The sequence below is a fragment of the Aminobacter anthyllidis genome, assembly GCF_018555685.1.
In the GTDB taxonomy this organism is placed as follows: Bacteria; Pseudomonadota; Alphaproteobacteria; order Rhizobiales; family Rhizobiaceae; genus Aminobacter; species Aminobacter anthyllidis.
Window position 1 is genome coordinate 1 of sequence record NZ_JAFLWW010000006.1, and the last position, 13808, is coordinate 13808.

Below are 13808 nucleotides of genomic sequence, written 5' to 3' on the forward strand. Positions count from 1 at the left end.
CCCCTCTCCACCTCCCGTATCATCTCCCGCAGTTCCTCCCGCGGGAACGCCGGTCGCGACGGTGACATGCGGGGAGGAGCCGGCGCCTCCGGCAGTGGGCTGACGTAGCCTGTTGCCCGGGGAGGTTCCGTCCGAGGGTTCCCCTCCGGGTAATACGGCCCGGGTGCGCTGGACGATGCGCTAGTGGGGCAGGGGCGTTAATGCCCATGCTTCGAGAAGCGGAACGGGCGGAGACAGAAATCGCCGGCGGAGCGCGGGTTCGCGCCATTACTCAGACTATCGGCAGGCACGGCCCCGCGCCCCGCTTCCCGGATTTTCCATCACAATGGCCAGACCGGAAACGGGGCGTGGCGAGGGAGGAGTGCGACGTCTCCCTCCCCCTTGAGGGGGTGAGGAGTGGTGGTCGAAGGCCACGAAAAGCCAACGATTTGGCTTTTCGAACGACGAACGCCCGGAGCCATGGCGGAGGGCCGGAGGTGCCGAGCGAAGCGAGGAGGGTAAGTTCATGTCGAGCGCTGCCGCTAGGACCCCACCCGCGCCTACGGCGCGACCTCCCCTCAAGGGGGAGGTAAGTCTCAGCTCAGAGCAATCCCGCCTGTTCGGCCTCGCGCTTCAGATTCTGCCTTGGCCGCGGCCCGATCTGCTGGATCACCAGCCCTGCCGCCAGCGAACCCAGGTCGCCGCAATCCTTGAGGGAACGCCCTTGCGTGTAGCCGAACAGGAAGCCGGCGGCATAGAGGTCGCCGGCACCTGTCGTGTCGACAAGCTCGCGGATTTCGGTCGCCTGGATCACCACGGTCTCGTCGCCGCGCACGATGACCGAGCCCTTCTCCGAGCGGGTGACGGCGGCGATCTTGCAGTCCTTGCGGATCTGGGCGAGCGCGTCGTCGAAGGACGAGGTCTCGTAGAGCGACTTGATCTCGTGGGAGTTGGCAAAGACGATGTCGACGGTGCCCGAGCGCATCAGCTCGAGGAACTCGGCGCGGTAGCGGTCGACGCAGAACGAATCCGACAACGTCATCGACACTTCGCGGCCCGCCGCATGCGCATGCGCCGCGGTCATGCGGATCGCTTCCTTGGCCAGCGGCGGATCCCACAGATAGCCCTCGAAATAGGTGACCGCAGCACCGCTCGCCTTGTCGGCCTCGACGTCGTCAGGCCCGAGCTCGACGCAGGCGCCGAGATAGGTGTTCATAGAGCGCTCGCCGTCGGGGGTGACGAAGATCATCGAGCGCGCCGTCGGCGGGGTGCCGTCGAGTGGCGCGGTGTCGAAGGCGACGCCCTGGGCATGGATGTCGTGGGTGAAGATGTCGCCGAGATGGTCGCGCGACACCTTGCCGAAATAGGCGGCGCGGCCGCCGAAGCTGGCGATGCCGGCGGCCGTGTTGCCGGCCGAGCCGCCGGAGGCTTCGATCGCCGGGCCCATGCGCGAATAGAGCAGTTCGGCGCGCTCGGCGTCGATAAGGTTCATCGCACCCTTGATGATGCCGTTGTCGGTCAAAAAGGCCTCATCGCATTGCGCGATGATGTCGACGATGGCGTTGCCGATGCACAGCACGTCATATTGGCTCATCAGGGTCTCCGCGGCGCGTTCGCCGTAACAGGGGCCGACAGCTCGGCAAAACGGATTGCGTTTAGCGGCTCGCGGCACGTTTGCCTACCCGGCAATTTGGCTGGCGAGCGCTTGAGGCCGACCGTGCGGCACCTTATCTCAGGACGCAAACAGGGAGCGACCACAAAGACATGATCCTCGATGCCGCCCGCACCGCCGCAAGCCAGCTCTTTTCGGCCGAATTCCGCACGGTGTTTTTGAAGACGCTGGGGCTGACGTTGCTTGCGCTGGTTGCGCTCTGGTTCGGCATCCGCGAGCTGTTCGACTGGCTCGCCTGGCCGTGGATCGATGCCATGCTGCCCGGCCTGCCGGCCTGGACCGGCTGGCTCGGCCTGATCGCCGCGATCATTGCCGGCATCGGCCTGGCGCTCGGTCTCGCTTTGCTGATCGCGCCGGTGACGGCGATCGTCGCGGGCCTGTTTTTGGACGACGTCGCCGAGGTCGTCGAGAAGACCAACTATCCCCGGGATACGCCCGGTCGCCCGGTGCCGGCGCTGCGCTCGCTCGTTCTGGCGATCAAGTTTTTCGGCATCGTCATTTTGGGCAATCTGCTGGCGCTGCTGCTGATGTTCATCCCCATCGTCAACATCGGCGCCTTCTTCCTGGTCAACGGCTACCTGCTCGGCCGCGAATTCTTCGAATTCGCCGCCATGCGCTTCCGCTCCGAGCAGGAGGCCAAGGACCTGCGTCGCCGCAACGCCGGCACGGTGTTCTTGGCCGGCCTCGTCATCGCGGCCTTCCTCGCCGTGCCGATCCTCAACCTACTGACCCCGCTCTTCGCCGCGGCGATGATGGTGCATCTGCACAAGAGCGTGTCGGCGGCCGAACGCAGGCCGGCCATGGCGCGGGCGTGACGGTGGCGCGGCGGCTGGCCAATGTCCGCTCAGCCGTCGCGGCCGAACATCGCCTGCAGCTTGGCGTAGGCGATGCCGTCGCGGGCGAACTCGAACGTGCCCTGGCCGAGCATTTCGCGCGACGCCTGCTCCATCATGCCGAAGGCGTATGCGGTGAGCTTCGAGCCGAGCGAAATGCGCTTGGCGCCGGCTTCGGCCAGCACCGCGACCGAAAAACCCGGCACCGCCAGCACGTTGACCGGTTTCGTGACCGAACTGCACAGCGTGCGGATCATGTCGAGGTCCGTGATCCCAGGCGCATACAGCACGTCGGCGCCGGCCTTCTCGAACGCCTGCAGCCGCTTGATCGTGTCGTCGAGATCGGGCCGGCCCCAGAGGAAATTCTCCGAGCGCGCCGTCAGCACGAAATCGTGCTTCAGCGCCCGCGCCGCCTCGGCGGCCGCCGTCACGCGTTCGACCGCCAGCGAGAAATCGTAGATCGGCTTGTCGGCGTCGCCGGTGTGGTCCTCGAGCGAGCAGCCGGCAAGCCCCGCGGCTTCGGCGGCGAAGATCGTCTCGCCGGCACTTTCGGGGCTGTCGCCCTTGCCCTTCTCGAGGTCGGCCGAGACCGGCAATCCGGTCGCGTGCGCCAGGTCGCGGCAATGGTGGATCATCTCCTCGAAGCCGACGTCGCCGTCGGGCCGTCCGCGCGAAAAGGCGTAGCCGGCGCTCGTCGTCGCCAGCGCCTCGAAGCCGAAGGAGGCCAGGAGCTTGGCGGTGCCGATGTCCCACGGATTGGGAATGATGAAGGCGCCCGGCGCCTCGTGCAATTTCCGGAAGACCGCGCCCTTGTCCATCGCCTCGCCTCGACTGTTTTGGAAAAGGCAATCCTAGACCGGAGCCGGCAAGGGCTCAAACGCTGTTTCAGGCGATCGGAATCAATCCTGCCAGCTTGCGCATGTCGTCGAACGGCACGGCACCGCTCGCCACCAGCCCGTCGCGGTCGGAATGCGGGTCGCCGTGATAGCCGAACACCCGCATGCCGGCAGCACGACCAGCCTGGGCGCCCGCGACGCTGTCTTCGATGACGATGCAGTCGGAAGGCTCGAAGCCCATCGTGGTTGCGGCATGGAGGAAGAGATCGGGAAACGGCTTGCCGCGCTCGACCATGGTGGCGCTAAACAGCACGTCGCGGAAATGGGTGAGCAGCCCGGTCTGGCCGAGCGTCATGTGCATCTTGTTGACCCGCGCCGACGACGCCACGCAATAGGCGATGCCGGCGGACTGGACAGCGCCGACGAAGGTCTCGATATGCGGAATGGCCTGCACGCCAGTCGCAAACAGTTCGGGCAGCTCGCGATACCAGCGCTCGACGAAATCAGGACCGAGGCTGACGCCCGTCGCTTCGACCTCTTTTTGCACCGACACCAGGCTGCGCCCGACGAATTGCTGGCGGCATTGTTCGTAGCTGACGGGGTAACCCGCCTCGGTCAGCCAGGCCGACAGCCGCTGGTTGGCCAGCGGCTCGGTGTCGACGAGCACGCCATCGCAGTCGAAGATGACGAGCCTGGGTCTGCTCATGCCGTGCCGGTCGAGCCGAAGCCGCCGGCGCCGCGCGTCGTCTCAGCCGCGAGGTCGCGCTCTTCGACCTCGGCGCGGGTCACCGATGCGATGACGATCTGGGCGATGCGCATGCCGCGCTCGACATAAAAGTCCTCGTCGCCGTGGTTGATCAGCAGCACCTTGACCTCGCCGCGATAGTCGCTGTCGATGGTGCCGGGTGTGTTGAGGCAGGTGATGCCGTGCTTGAAGGCGAGGCCGGAGCGCGGGCGCACCTGGCCTTCAAAACCTTCTGATATCTCGAAGATCAGGCCGGTCGGCACCAAGGCGCGCTTGCCGGGCAGGATCAGCAGCGGCCGGTCGTCCGGCACGGCGGCGCGCAGGTCCATGCCGGCTGCACCCGACGTCTCGTAGGACGGCAGGGGCAGGTCGCCGGCATGCGGCAAACGGACGATCCCGATGATGGGGGCGGAGGAGGTTGCGGCGATGGATGTCATGGCGGCGATCCTATGAGACAGCGTCCAGGGCAGGTCAATTCACAACAGGTCGCACTCAGCGAATTTCCACCGGCACGACAGTCGTTTCGCGGATCTCCTCCATGACGAAGGAGGCCGAGACGTCCGACAGCGGTACCTTGGCGATGAGGCGCTGGTAGAGACGGTCATACGCTTTCACATCGGCGACGCGGGCACGCAACACATAGTCGAGGTCACCCGACATGCGATAGACGCCGGTGATCTCGGGAAACGAAGTCACGCCGGCGCGGAATTTGGCCAGCCATTCGGGATCGTGGCTCGACGTGCGTACCAGGATGAACACCGACAGGCCAAGGCCGAGCTTGTCGGCATCGACGAGCGCGACACGGCCGGTGATGAAGCGTTCGTCGTCGAGTCGCTTGACCCTACGCCAGCAGGCATTGCGCGACAGGCCGACGCGTTCCGACAGCTGGTCGACCGAAAGCGTGCTGTCGCGCTGCAGCTCGGCGAGGATTCTTCGATCGATCGTATCGAGTTCTCCGGACATTTGGGATGATTGTCCCAAGAAATGGCAAATAACAAGGACAAATTGGGATCGCTGAACCTCTTTGCCGTGAGACTATACACATGTCAGCCAGGGAGGTTTCGATGTCCGCACGTATCGCAAAGCTGTTCACCGCCCATCCCGAGGCGGTCGACGAGACCTATTTCGAGCACATGCGTTTTGCCGGCTGGTTCGCCGGCCAGCTGTTTCTCGCCGCGGGTGCAGCACTCATTCACGCTTTGTTACCCTTCCTGTTCGAATCTACGGCAAGCGCGATCATCCGCCGGCTCTACGAGCGGACGCACAATCGGGGACGCTGAAGCGCATGTGCCGGTGGGCAGCCTATATCGGTGAAGAGGTCTTCCTCGAAGACATCGTGACGGCGCCCTGCCATTCGCTGATCGCCCAGAGCCACTGCGCCCAGGAAGCCAAGTCGCCGACGAATGGCGACGGTTTCGGTCTCGCCTGGTATGGCGAGCGGCCCGAGCCGGGCCTCTATCGCGACATCCTGCCGGCCTGGTCGGACCCTAATCTCAAGAGCCTGTGCCGGCAGATCAAGTCAGGCCTGTTTCTCGCTCATGTCAGGGCATCGACCGGCGGCGCCACCAGCCGCGCCAACTGCCACCCGTTCGTTTCTGGCCGCTGGAGCTTCATGCACAACGGCCAGATCTCGGGCTTCGAAAAGATCCGGCGCCGGCTCGAAGCCAGCATCAATGACGACCTCTACGAGCAGCGCCAGGGCACCACGGATTCCGAGCTGTTTTTCCTGCTGATGCTGGAAGAGGGGCTCGACGCTGAGCCGCAAGGTGCCGTCGCACGCGCCACCAGCCGTGTCGTCGAGGCAGCACGGAGTGCCGGCGTCGACCCGCAGCTGAAGCTGACGGCCGCCTTCAGCGACGGCCAGAACCTGTTTGCCGTGCGTTATGCCACCGACGGACATGCACCGACGCTCTACACGCGCGACGGCGAAACCGGGCGCTGCATCGTCTCCGAGCCCTTCGACCGCGAAGGCCAGAGCTGGCAGGCGGTGCCGCCGTCGAGCTTTGTCACCATGACGCGCGATGAAATGACGGTCCGCCCGTTCCAGCCGTCATTGGCCCAGCTGGCACTGGCCGGCTGAAGTCTGCTATCTGGTGGAGACATGTTGGCCGCGTTGAACCGGCAATCACCCATGTGTTTCGCGCAAACGGATCGAGCTGGCTCGAATGACCTTGTCGGCTTGTTACTCCGAACTGGGCCTGGCCGCCGACCTCAGTAACGAGGTCGAAGCAGTGTGGACGTCGGTCAGCGATCGTGCCGGAAGCTACCGTGTCCTGCCGGACGGCCGTTGCGATATCATCGTCAGGTTCGATGCCGGGCAGAAACCGGTCACCGACATGACTGTCGTCATCACCGGCCCGATTACGCGCTTCTATGATGTCGCCATCGAACCCGGCATGGGATTTGTCGGCGTTCGCATTCGCCCGGGCTGTTTCGAGAAGGTTCTCGGATTTGAACCGGCGGAAATGGCGAACTCCAATCTGATCGGTCCCGATGCGCTCGCGGCATGCCCCGCGCTGAAATCGCTTTGCATGCCTGCTCAGGACCAGGCCGAGCTTGTCGCGCGGGTGACGGATTTCGTTCGCCAGCGCGTCGCCAACAGCCGCTTCAAGCTCACGCCGCTGGGCCGCAGCGTGATCAGCGCCTTTCACGCATCCGGCGGGCGCTTGCGCATAAGCGACGTTGCCGGCATGCACGATGTTTCCGAGCGGACCGTGCAGCGCCTGGTGGTCAAGGCGACGGGGCTGGCGCCAAAGGCGTTTGCGGCCGTTCTGCAGTTCCACCGCGCCTTGCGGCTGCTGCGGGATCACCGCCTGAGCGCCGCCGATGCGGCCCTGGAGGCCGGTTTTTCGGACCAGGCGCATATGAGCCGCGTGTTCAGGCGCATGGGCGGCTTCTCGCCGGCACGACTTCCCGCTGTCACCCTCGTCAGCCTGCGCGACTGATGTCCGATTTGTTCAAGAAGGAATCGGAGCAGAGCGCAATGATCCAGCGATAGCCGGACGGTCTCAGCTGCCTGCATGCTCTTGATGCGCGGCGTGCCTGCCTGTCACGGCCCATTGTTCTGGAGACTTTGCGATGTCCGCGCGCCTTGGCTACACCATCCTTTACGTTGCCGATGTCGAGGCGACCGTGTCGTTCTACGAGGCCGCATTCGGCCTGCGACGCAAGTTCATCCACGAGAGCAATCTCTACGCCGAAATGGACACCGGTCAGACGACCCTGTCTTTCGCCGGCGAGGCCATGGCCGAGATGAACGGGCTCGCCATTCGCCCCAACCGCAAGAGTGACCTGGCGGCGGGTTTCGAACTCGCTTTGATCTTCTCCGATCCCAACGATGCCTATCGCAAGGCGGTTGCCGCTGGCGCCACGCCGGTAAAGCGGCCTGAAAACAAGCCGTGGGGCCAGATCGTCGGCTATGTCCGCGACCTCAATGGCTGCCTCGTCGAGATCGCTTCCGCCATGCCGGACTTACCGCCGGCCCGCCCGCACAACCAATCGACAGACGAGTAGAGACAATGCGCCCGACGACGGCATCTCCCTGCATCACGACCAAACGCGTCACCGAGACCCGCGACTTCTACATCAGGCATTTCGGCGCACACCCCGCCTTCGATTGCGGATGGTTCGTCAGCCTTGAATTCGGAGACGGGCTTTCGCTGCAGTTCATGGAGCCGCAAGGGGAACAGCCGTTATGCAATACGGCAGGGCTGACCTACAATTTCTGCGTCGACGACGTCGATGACGACTACCGGCAAATGACGGAGGCCGGGCTGGTGCCCGTCATGCCGATCGAGGATCATCCGTGGGGTGATCGTGGCTTCGCGATCCAGGACCCCAACGGCATCACGCTCTACATCTATTCCAACAGGGAGCCATCTGCCGAGTTCAGGCAGTTCTACGCATCACGAGTTGGCCATGACCGGTAATCGCGTTCAAACGCTCCTCGACGACATGCGCGATCATCAGACGGACCATTTCGCGATCGTGTCGAGAGTACGCGAGATCGTGCTGCGCTCCGGTCCGTCCATCTCCGAAGAGATCAAATACGGTGGCATCCTGTTTTCGGCGCGGGCACCGTTTTGCGGCGTCTTCTCCTATGCCGGTCACGTCACGCTGGAGTTCAGCGAGGGGGCGGCCTTGCCGGACCGGCATGGCGTGCTCCTGGGGCAGGGCAAGCTGCGGCGCCACATCAAGCTCCTGACCGTGTCGGACATCGATGACCGGCATGTCGCGGACTATGTCGCCCTGGCGCAACAGGCAGCCGACGCCTGAAGGGCGCCTAGGCTGTCGCTCAATGGTGCGTGAGCGCCTTGTTCATCGGCCCCCAGTACATCTTTGACCAGGCCTCATCGAGCGTTGCGTGTGCTGAGCGGGGGTAGCCGGCCTGGTCGAACGTCAGCCGCGTGCCGGTGCCGTCGGCCTGCAATTCGAAGCGCACGATCGAATAGGTGCCTTCCGGCCAGGCGCGCGAACGCCATGCCTGGACGATGCGGCGGTTCGGCACCAGCTCGACATTGCGGGCCTCGATGTCGCCGCCGAACATCGACACCTCGCCGCCTTCATGTGTTGAGATATGAGCCGCGCGGCCGCCGGTCATTGCCTGGAAACGGGTGGAATCGAGCAGCAGCTCGTAGATGTTCTTGGGCGAACCCTTGATGTGCACTTCCTGGTGGATGGTCATGGCGACCTCCTGGAATGGCGCTAGATGTCGCGCGCTTGCGGAATATTTTCCGCCTGTCCGCGCCGGTCGTCAACGGCAGCGCAATTCCCTGCAAATGCCGCATCCGGCAAATCTACTGACAGCTCATTGGCAGGAGAGAGGTTGTAGATTGGAGGCTCGCTTCGTATCTGCGCAGCAAGCCCTGCATCCGGATGGATGCACAGCGGCCGGCGCGGGGGCGCCATGCAGGACGAGATCGATGACGGAAGACCAGACGCTAGCCGCCCCGGCACTCAAGGAAATCTTCGACCGGGAGCGCCTTCGCCATATCGCCACGGAGACGGCTTCCATCTCGCCTGCCTTCGACGCGGAAAAGTTCATGGCGCTGGCGACCGCCAATCTCGACGATCTCGGCATCATGCAGCGTCTGCGGCAGACGGCGATCAGCCTGCACGGCGCCATGCCCGGTAGTTTCGAACATGCTGTCGGAGTGCTGCACGAACTGGCGCCGCGTATCCAGCATGGCTTCGCCTCGATCGTCCTTTCCGAATATGTCGCGCTCTACGGCAAGGGCCATTTCGACCTGTCGATGCAGGCGCTGAGCCACTTCACCCGCTTCGGTTCGGCCGAGTTCGCCATCCGGCATTTCCTGGCCAGGGATTTCGACGGGACGCTAAAGGTGATGCGCGGCTGGGCGCTCGACGACAACGAGCATGTGCGCCGTCTGGCCAGCGAGGGTTCGCGCCCGCGGCTGCCGTGGTCGTTCCAGCTCAAGCAGCTGATCAAGGATCCGTCGCCGACGGCGCCCATCCTCGATGCGCTGCGCAGCGATCCGAGCCTTTATGTGCGCAAGTCGGTGGCCAACCACCTCAACGACATTTCCAAGGATCATCCTGACCGGGTGATCGACCGTGTATCGGCGTGGGACATGGAAGACAGGAACACCGCCTGGATCGTCAAGCACGCGCTGCGCACGATGATCAAGAAGGGCGATCCGCGCGCGCTCGGCGCGATAGGCACGACGGGCAAGCCGATGGTGCGTGTCGAGACCTTTGCGATCCAGCCTGCCGCGATCCTGCTCGGCGGCCGCATCACGCTCAGGGCGAACATTGCCTCGACCGCTGAGACTGTACAGCAACTGGTGGTCGACTATGCCGTGCACTACGTCAAGAAAAGCGGCGGCAGCTCGAAGAAGGTGTTCAAGCTCAAGGAAATCAACCTTGCGCCGGGCGGCCAGAAGGAGCTTTCGATCAGCCAGGCGGTACGCGACTTCACCACGCGCAAGCATTATCCCGGCCATCACCTGATCGAACTGATCGTCAACGGCGAGACGGTGGCCGAGGGCGGGTTCGAGCTGAAGGGCTAGACGCGACGCTCACGTCTCCCTCCCCACAAGGGGGAGGGAGGACATCGGCGCGCCCCGCATCGTTCCAATTCCTCGACAGGCGCGGTATCGGCTGTTAGAAGCCCGCCATCACAAGGAATCCCCGATGGCTGAAGACATCGAAAAGGCGGTGGCGCGCCGCCGTACTTTCGCGATCATCGCGCACCCTGACGCCGGCAAGACGACGCTGACCGAAAAGCTGCTGCTGTTCGGTGGCGCGATCCAGCTTGCCGGCGAGGTCAAGGCCAAGAAGGACAAGATCCAGACCCGCTCGGACTGGATGAAGATCGAGCGCGAGCGCGGCATCTCGGTCGTGACCTCCGTCATGACCTTCGAGTATGGCGACAACGTCTTCAACCTGCTCGACACGCCCGGCCACGAAGACTTCGCCGACGACACCTATCGCACGCTGTCGGCGGTCGACAGCGCCGTCATGGTCATCGACGCCGCCAAGGGTATCGAACCGCGGACGCTGAAGCTGTTCGAGGTCTGCCGCCTGCGCGACATCCCGATCATCACCTTCGTCAACAAGATGGACCGCGAGGCGCGCAACACATTCGAGATCCTCGACGAGATCGAAGAGAAGCTGGCGCTCGATACCGCCCCGATCACTTGGCCGATCGGTCAGGGCAAGACCTTCTCCGGCACCTACCACCTCGCCCAGAACGCGGTGCGCCGTGGCGACGCCGAGGCCGAGCGCACGCCGGTGCACGGCCCCGACTCCAACCGCGCCGCCGGCCTGTTGCCCGACAATGAGCGCCCGACCTTCATCGAGGAACTGGAACTCGCCCGAGAGGCCTGCCGGCCGTTCGACCTGCAGGCTTTTCGCGAGGGCCATATGACGCCGGTCTATTTCGGCTCGGCGCTGCGCAACTTCGGCGTTCGCGACCTGATCGAGGCGCTGGGTGATTTCGGCCCGGCGCCGCGCGCTCAGGAGGCCGACACGCGCAAGGTCGAGGCGACGGAAGAGAAGATGACGTCGTTCGTCTTCAAGATCCAGGCCAACATGGATCCCAACCACCGCGACCGCATCGCCTTCGTCCGCGTCTGCTCGGGCGAGCTCAAGCGCGGCATGAAGGCCAAGCTGGTGCGCACCGGCAAGCAGATGAGCCTGTCGGCGCCGCAGTTCTTCTTCGCCCGCTCGCGCATCACCGCCGACGAGGCCTATGCCGGCGACGTGGTCGGCATTCCCAACCACGGAACGCTGCGCATCGGCGACACGCTGACCGAGGGCGAGGACATCCTGTTCCGTGGCGTTCCGAACTTCGCGCCTGAAATCCTGCGCCGCGTCCGCCTTGGCGATGCGATGAAGGCCAAGAAGCTCAAGGAAGCGCTGAACCAGATGGCCGAGGAGGGCGTGGTCCAACTGTTCCAGCCCGAGGACGGCTCGCCGGCCATCGTCGGCGTCGTCGGCGCGCTGCAGATCGACGTGCTCAAGGAGCGGCTGTCGGTGGAATACACGCTGCCGGTCGATTTCGAGATGGCGCGGTTTTCGATCTGCCGCTGGATCGACGCCGACGACAAGGCCGACCTGCACCGCTTCATCGAAAGCCATCGTGGCGACATCGCCCGCGATCTCGACAATGACCCGGTGTTCCTTGCCCAGCACGAATTCTCGCTCAACTACGAGGCCGAGCGCTGGAAGATGATCCGCTTCGCCGCGATCAAGGACTATCAGGTCCGCGACAAGGTCGCCTGATCCCGCATGGCGGGGCGCAATTGCCGCTCCGCCATTTTCGTTTCGTCATTCCGTCATGCAAATCGCCTAATGGCATCGCAGTGCCGCCGCCCGCCCGTGGTCCAAGCCATGGTGCGTGACAGGCTGGCGCTGGAGATGTTCAATGCACCGAGCCACCAGACAAGGGGCCGGTGCTGCCAGGGCGGGGGCTCTGGCCTGGAGGAAATGACGTCGCATGATGGTTTCAGCTTTGATCGAGCGTGAATTGACCCGGCTTGGCTCGCCTGTCCGCAACGGCGTCTTCGTCGCCGTCGTTGGCCCCAGCGGTGCCGGCAAGGACACGCTGATTGCCTATGTCCGCGAGCGCCTGAGCGACGACGATCATGTCGAGTTCGCCCGCCGCGTCATCACCCGCCACAGCGACGGCGCGACCGAGGATCACGACACGCTCGCCGATGCCGCCTTCATCGAGGCAGACGCATCGGGTGCCTTTGCGCTGTCCTGGGAGGCGCACGGCTTGCGTTACGGCATTCCGGCGTCGGTCGACGATGCGATCTCGGTCGGCCACGTCGTTGTCGCCAACACGTCGCGCGGGGTGATTCCGGCGCTACGCCAGCGCTACGCCAATGTCGCGGTGGTCGAAATCACGGCATCGCCCGAAATCCTGGCAGAGCGGCTTGCCGCGCGTGGACGTGAATCGCGCGGCGAAGTGCTGGCGCGGCTGGCGCGTACCGCACCGCATGATCTGAGCGGTCCGGGCTACGTCGCCATCGACAACAGCGGTTCGGCCGACGTCGCCGGCGAACGCTTCCTGGCCGTGCTGCGCAAGGCGGTCGCTTTTTCGGACGTGTCAGGACTTATTTAGGTAAGTAAAAGATTACGCATTGATGCGCAGCATGTGGTTGTCCCAGACATGCTCGGGATCGTCGGTCTGCTTGCCGTCGGGTTCGACGATGAGGCCGGCACCCGTGGTTGCCAGGAAGCGGTCGCGGTCGGGCGCCAGGCCGCAGACCTCGACGAGATCGTTCTTCGCGACCACCTTGCCGGTCTTGGCTTCGATCATCGCCCAGGCGTTGCCTTGCGGCGATGACACCGCGATCAGCCCGGCATCGCGGTTGGCTGCAACCGAGCCGATATAGTTGCGGAAGCCGCCGAGGATGTCCTCGGGCATCTCCAGCATGGCGAGTTCTTCGCCACGCGCCGCGCGGCCGACCAGCAGCGGTTTTTCCGTCGCCGGACCTTCGTGCTGGCAGCCGAACCAGACCGTGCCCGCCGCGTCGATGTCCATGTGCCGGATCGACAATTGGTGAAGCTTTTCAGGCAGTTCATGCTTTTCCAGCAGATCGCCTGAAATGCGGTCGACGAGCACGAAGGACGGCTTCATCGTCAGGATGTTGAGCTTGGCGCGGCCGAAATCCGGATGGGTCTCGATGCCGCCATTGCAGATGGCGAGCGTGCGCCCATCGCCGAGCAGGATCAGCTCGTGCGGGCCGACGCCATGGGTCGGGAACTCGCTGAGACGGCGGAAGCCGTCACGGGCATCATAGACGCCCACCATGCCGGCGGCGTTGTCGAAGTCGTTCTCGGTCACGTAGAGCAGCGCGCCGTCGGGCGAGAACACGCCGTGTCCGTAATAATGGCGGCCGGCGACGCTCGGGATCGTCAGCGGCGCGTCCTTGCCGGTATGGTCGAAGACCAGCATGAAGGTGCCCGGCTGGCGCGCGAACACCACCGACTTGTGCGAGATCGGATCGAAGGTGACGTCGTGTCCGCGCTCCGGCAGGGTGACGCTGTGCAGGATCTTACCCGCTTCCGACAGGATCGCCACGCCATATTCGCCCGATCGAGCCTGGTAAGCCGTGGCGAACATTGCGTCGGTGTCGAGCGCCAGCGCGCGCCTGGTTGGCGTCAGCGACAAAAGGAAAGTCGCGCCCGCTGCCTTGAGGAAATCGCGGCGGTCGAACAGCGGCGTGGGCTTCCCGAGCATGGTTGTCTCCTTCGCAGGCTCTGCCTTGGCG

At 64.5% G+C, this 13808-nt stretch carries 17 protein-coding genes; 10 read left to right on the top strand and 7 right to left on the bottom strand.

The genetic code is table 11. The features are described 5' to 3' along the window. Positions 1–580: 580 nt before the first annotated feature. Entirely contained in the window at positions 581–1573 is a 993-nt protein-coding gene (locus tag J1C56_RS20165; protein WP_214391861.1) for an adenosine kinase, read from the bottom strand. A 170-nt stretch (positions 1574–1743) separates the two neighbouring features. Here J1C56_RS20165 and J1C56_RS20170 point away from each other — a divergent pair, with 170 nt between their 5' ends. Then, complete coding sequence (locus J1C56_RS20170; protein ID WP_214391862.1) at positions 1744–2466, top strand: sulfate transporter family protein; 723 nt, start codon at positions 1744–1746, stop codon at positions 2464–2466. A 29-nt stretch (positions 2467–2495) separates the two neighbouring features. On the opposite strand, the gene J1C56_RS20175 is transcribed toward J1C56_RS20170, so the two are convergent. From J1C56_RS20175 to J1C56_RS20190, 4 genes are all read right to left on the bottom strand, one after another. Then, a complete protein-coding gene (locus J1C56_RS20175) occupies positions 2496–3302 on the bottom strand; it encodes an isocitrate lyase/PEP mutase family protein (RefSeq protein WP_214391863.1) in 807 nt (268 codons plus the stop codon). 67 nt (positions 3303–3369) lie between these two features. Continuing rightward, entirely contained in the window at positions 3370–4026 is a 657-nt protein-coding gene (locus J1C56_RS20180) for an HAD family hydrolase (RefSeq protein ID WP_214391864.1), read from the bottom strand. Further along, the gene (gene dut / locus J1C56_RS20185) at positions 4023–4502 is read right to left on the bottom strand and encodes a dUTP diphosphatase (RefSeq protein ID WP_214391865.1); all 480 of its coding nucleotides are present in this window, start codon (positions 4500–4502) and stop codon (positions 4023–4025) included. Before dut ends, J1C56_RS20180 begins: the two co-directional genes overlap by 4 nt. 55 nt (positions 4503–4557) lie before the next feature. Beyond that, positions 4558–5028 (bottom strand): Lrp/AsnC family transcriptional regulator, encoded by a 471-nt coding sequence (locus J1C56_RS20190; RefSeq protein WP_214391866.1) that lies wholly within the window; start codon positions 5026–5028, stop codon positions 4558–4560. Positions 5029–5129: 101 nt separating this feature from the next. Between J1C56_RS20190 and J1C56_RS20195 the strand changes: the two genes are divergently transcribed. The 6 genes from J1C56_RS20195 (at position 5130) to J1C56_RS20220 (ending at position 8340) form a co-directional block, all read left to right on the top strand. Then, on the top strand, positions 5130–5345 hold the full coding sequence (locus J1C56_RS20195) for a DUF6356 family protein (RefSeq protein WP_214391867.1): 216 nt from the start codon (positions 5130–5132) through the stop codon (positions 5343–5345). Positions 5346–5350: 5 nt separating this feature from the next. Further along, on the top strand, positions 5351–6145 hold the full coding sequence (locus J1C56_RS20200; RefSeq protein WP_214391868.1) for a class II glutamine amidotransferase: 795 nt from the start codon (positions 5351–5353) through the stop codon (positions 6143–6145). An 85-nt stretch (positions 6146–6230) separates the two neighbouring features. Beyond that, positions 6231–7010, top strand: a complete 780-nt coding sequence (locus J1C56_RS20205) for a helix-turn-helix transcriptional regulator (RefSeq protein WP_214391869.1) — start codon at positions 6231–6233, stop codon at positions 7008–7010. 133 nt (positions 7011–7143) lie between these two features. Next, positions 7144–7578 carry a VOC family protein gene (locus tag J1C56_RS20210; RefSeq protein WP_214391870.1) on the top strand — a complete coding sequence of 145 codons (435 nt, stop codon included), beginning with the start codon at positions 7144–7146 and terminating at the stop codon, positions 7576–7578. Between the two features lie 5 nt (positions 7579–7583). Then, entirely contained in the window at positions 7584–7994 is a 411-nt protein-coding gene (locus tag J1C56_RS20215) for a VOC family protein (RefSeq protein ID WP_214391871.1), read from the top strand. Further along, a complete protein-coding gene (locus tag J1C56_RS20220) occupies positions 7984–8340 on the top strand; it encodes a DUF1801 domain-containing protein (RefSeq protein WP_214391872.1) in 357 nt (118 codons plus the stop codon). Before J1C56_RS20215 ends, J1C56_RS20220 begins: the two co-directional genes overlap by 11 nt. A 19-nt stretch (positions 8341–8359) precedes the next feature. Here the strand turns inward: J1C56_RS20220 and J1C56_RS20225 are convergent, their stop codons facing one another. Beyond that, positions 8360–8749: an SRPBCC domain-containing protein gene (locus tag J1C56_RS20225; RefSeq protein ID WP_214391873.1), complete on the bottom strand. Its 390-nt coding sequence runs from the start codon at positions 8747–8749 to the stop codon at positions 8360–8362. A gap of 238 nt (positions 8750–8987) precedes the next feature. Here J1C56_RS20225 and J1C56_RS20230 point away from each other — a divergent pair, with 238 nt between their 5' ends. From J1C56_RS20230 to phnN, 3 genes are all read left to right on the top strand, one after another. Continuing rightward, a complete protein-coding gene (locus tag J1C56_RS20230; RefSeq protein ID WP_214391874.1) occupies positions 8988–10094 on the top strand; it encodes a DNA alkylation repair protein in 1107 nt (368 codons plus the stop codon). A gap of 124 nt (positions 10095–10218) precedes the next feature. After that, on the top strand, positions 10219–11811 hold the full coding sequence (locus tag J1C56_RS20235) for a peptide chain release factor 3 (protein WP_214391875.1): 1593 nt from the start codon (positions 10219–10221) through the stop codon (positions 11809–11811). A 214-nt stretch (positions 11812–12025) separates the two neighbouring features. After that, the gene (phnN, locus tag J1C56_RS20240; protein WP_214391876.1) at positions 12026–12655 is read left to right on the top strand and encodes a phosphonate metabolism protein/1,5-bisphosphokinase (PRPP-forming) PhnN; all 630 of its coding nucleotides are present in this window, start codon (positions 12026–12028) and stop codon (positions 12653–12655) included. Between the two features lie 12 nt (positions 12656–12667). Here the strand turns inward: phnN and J1C56_RS20245 are convergent, their stop codons facing one another. Next, entirely contained in the window at positions 12668–13777 is a 1110-nt protein-coding gene (locus J1C56_RS20245; protein ID WP_214391877.1) for a DUF1513 domain-containing protein, read from the bottom strand. Positions 13778–13808 lie beyond the last annotated feature (31 nt).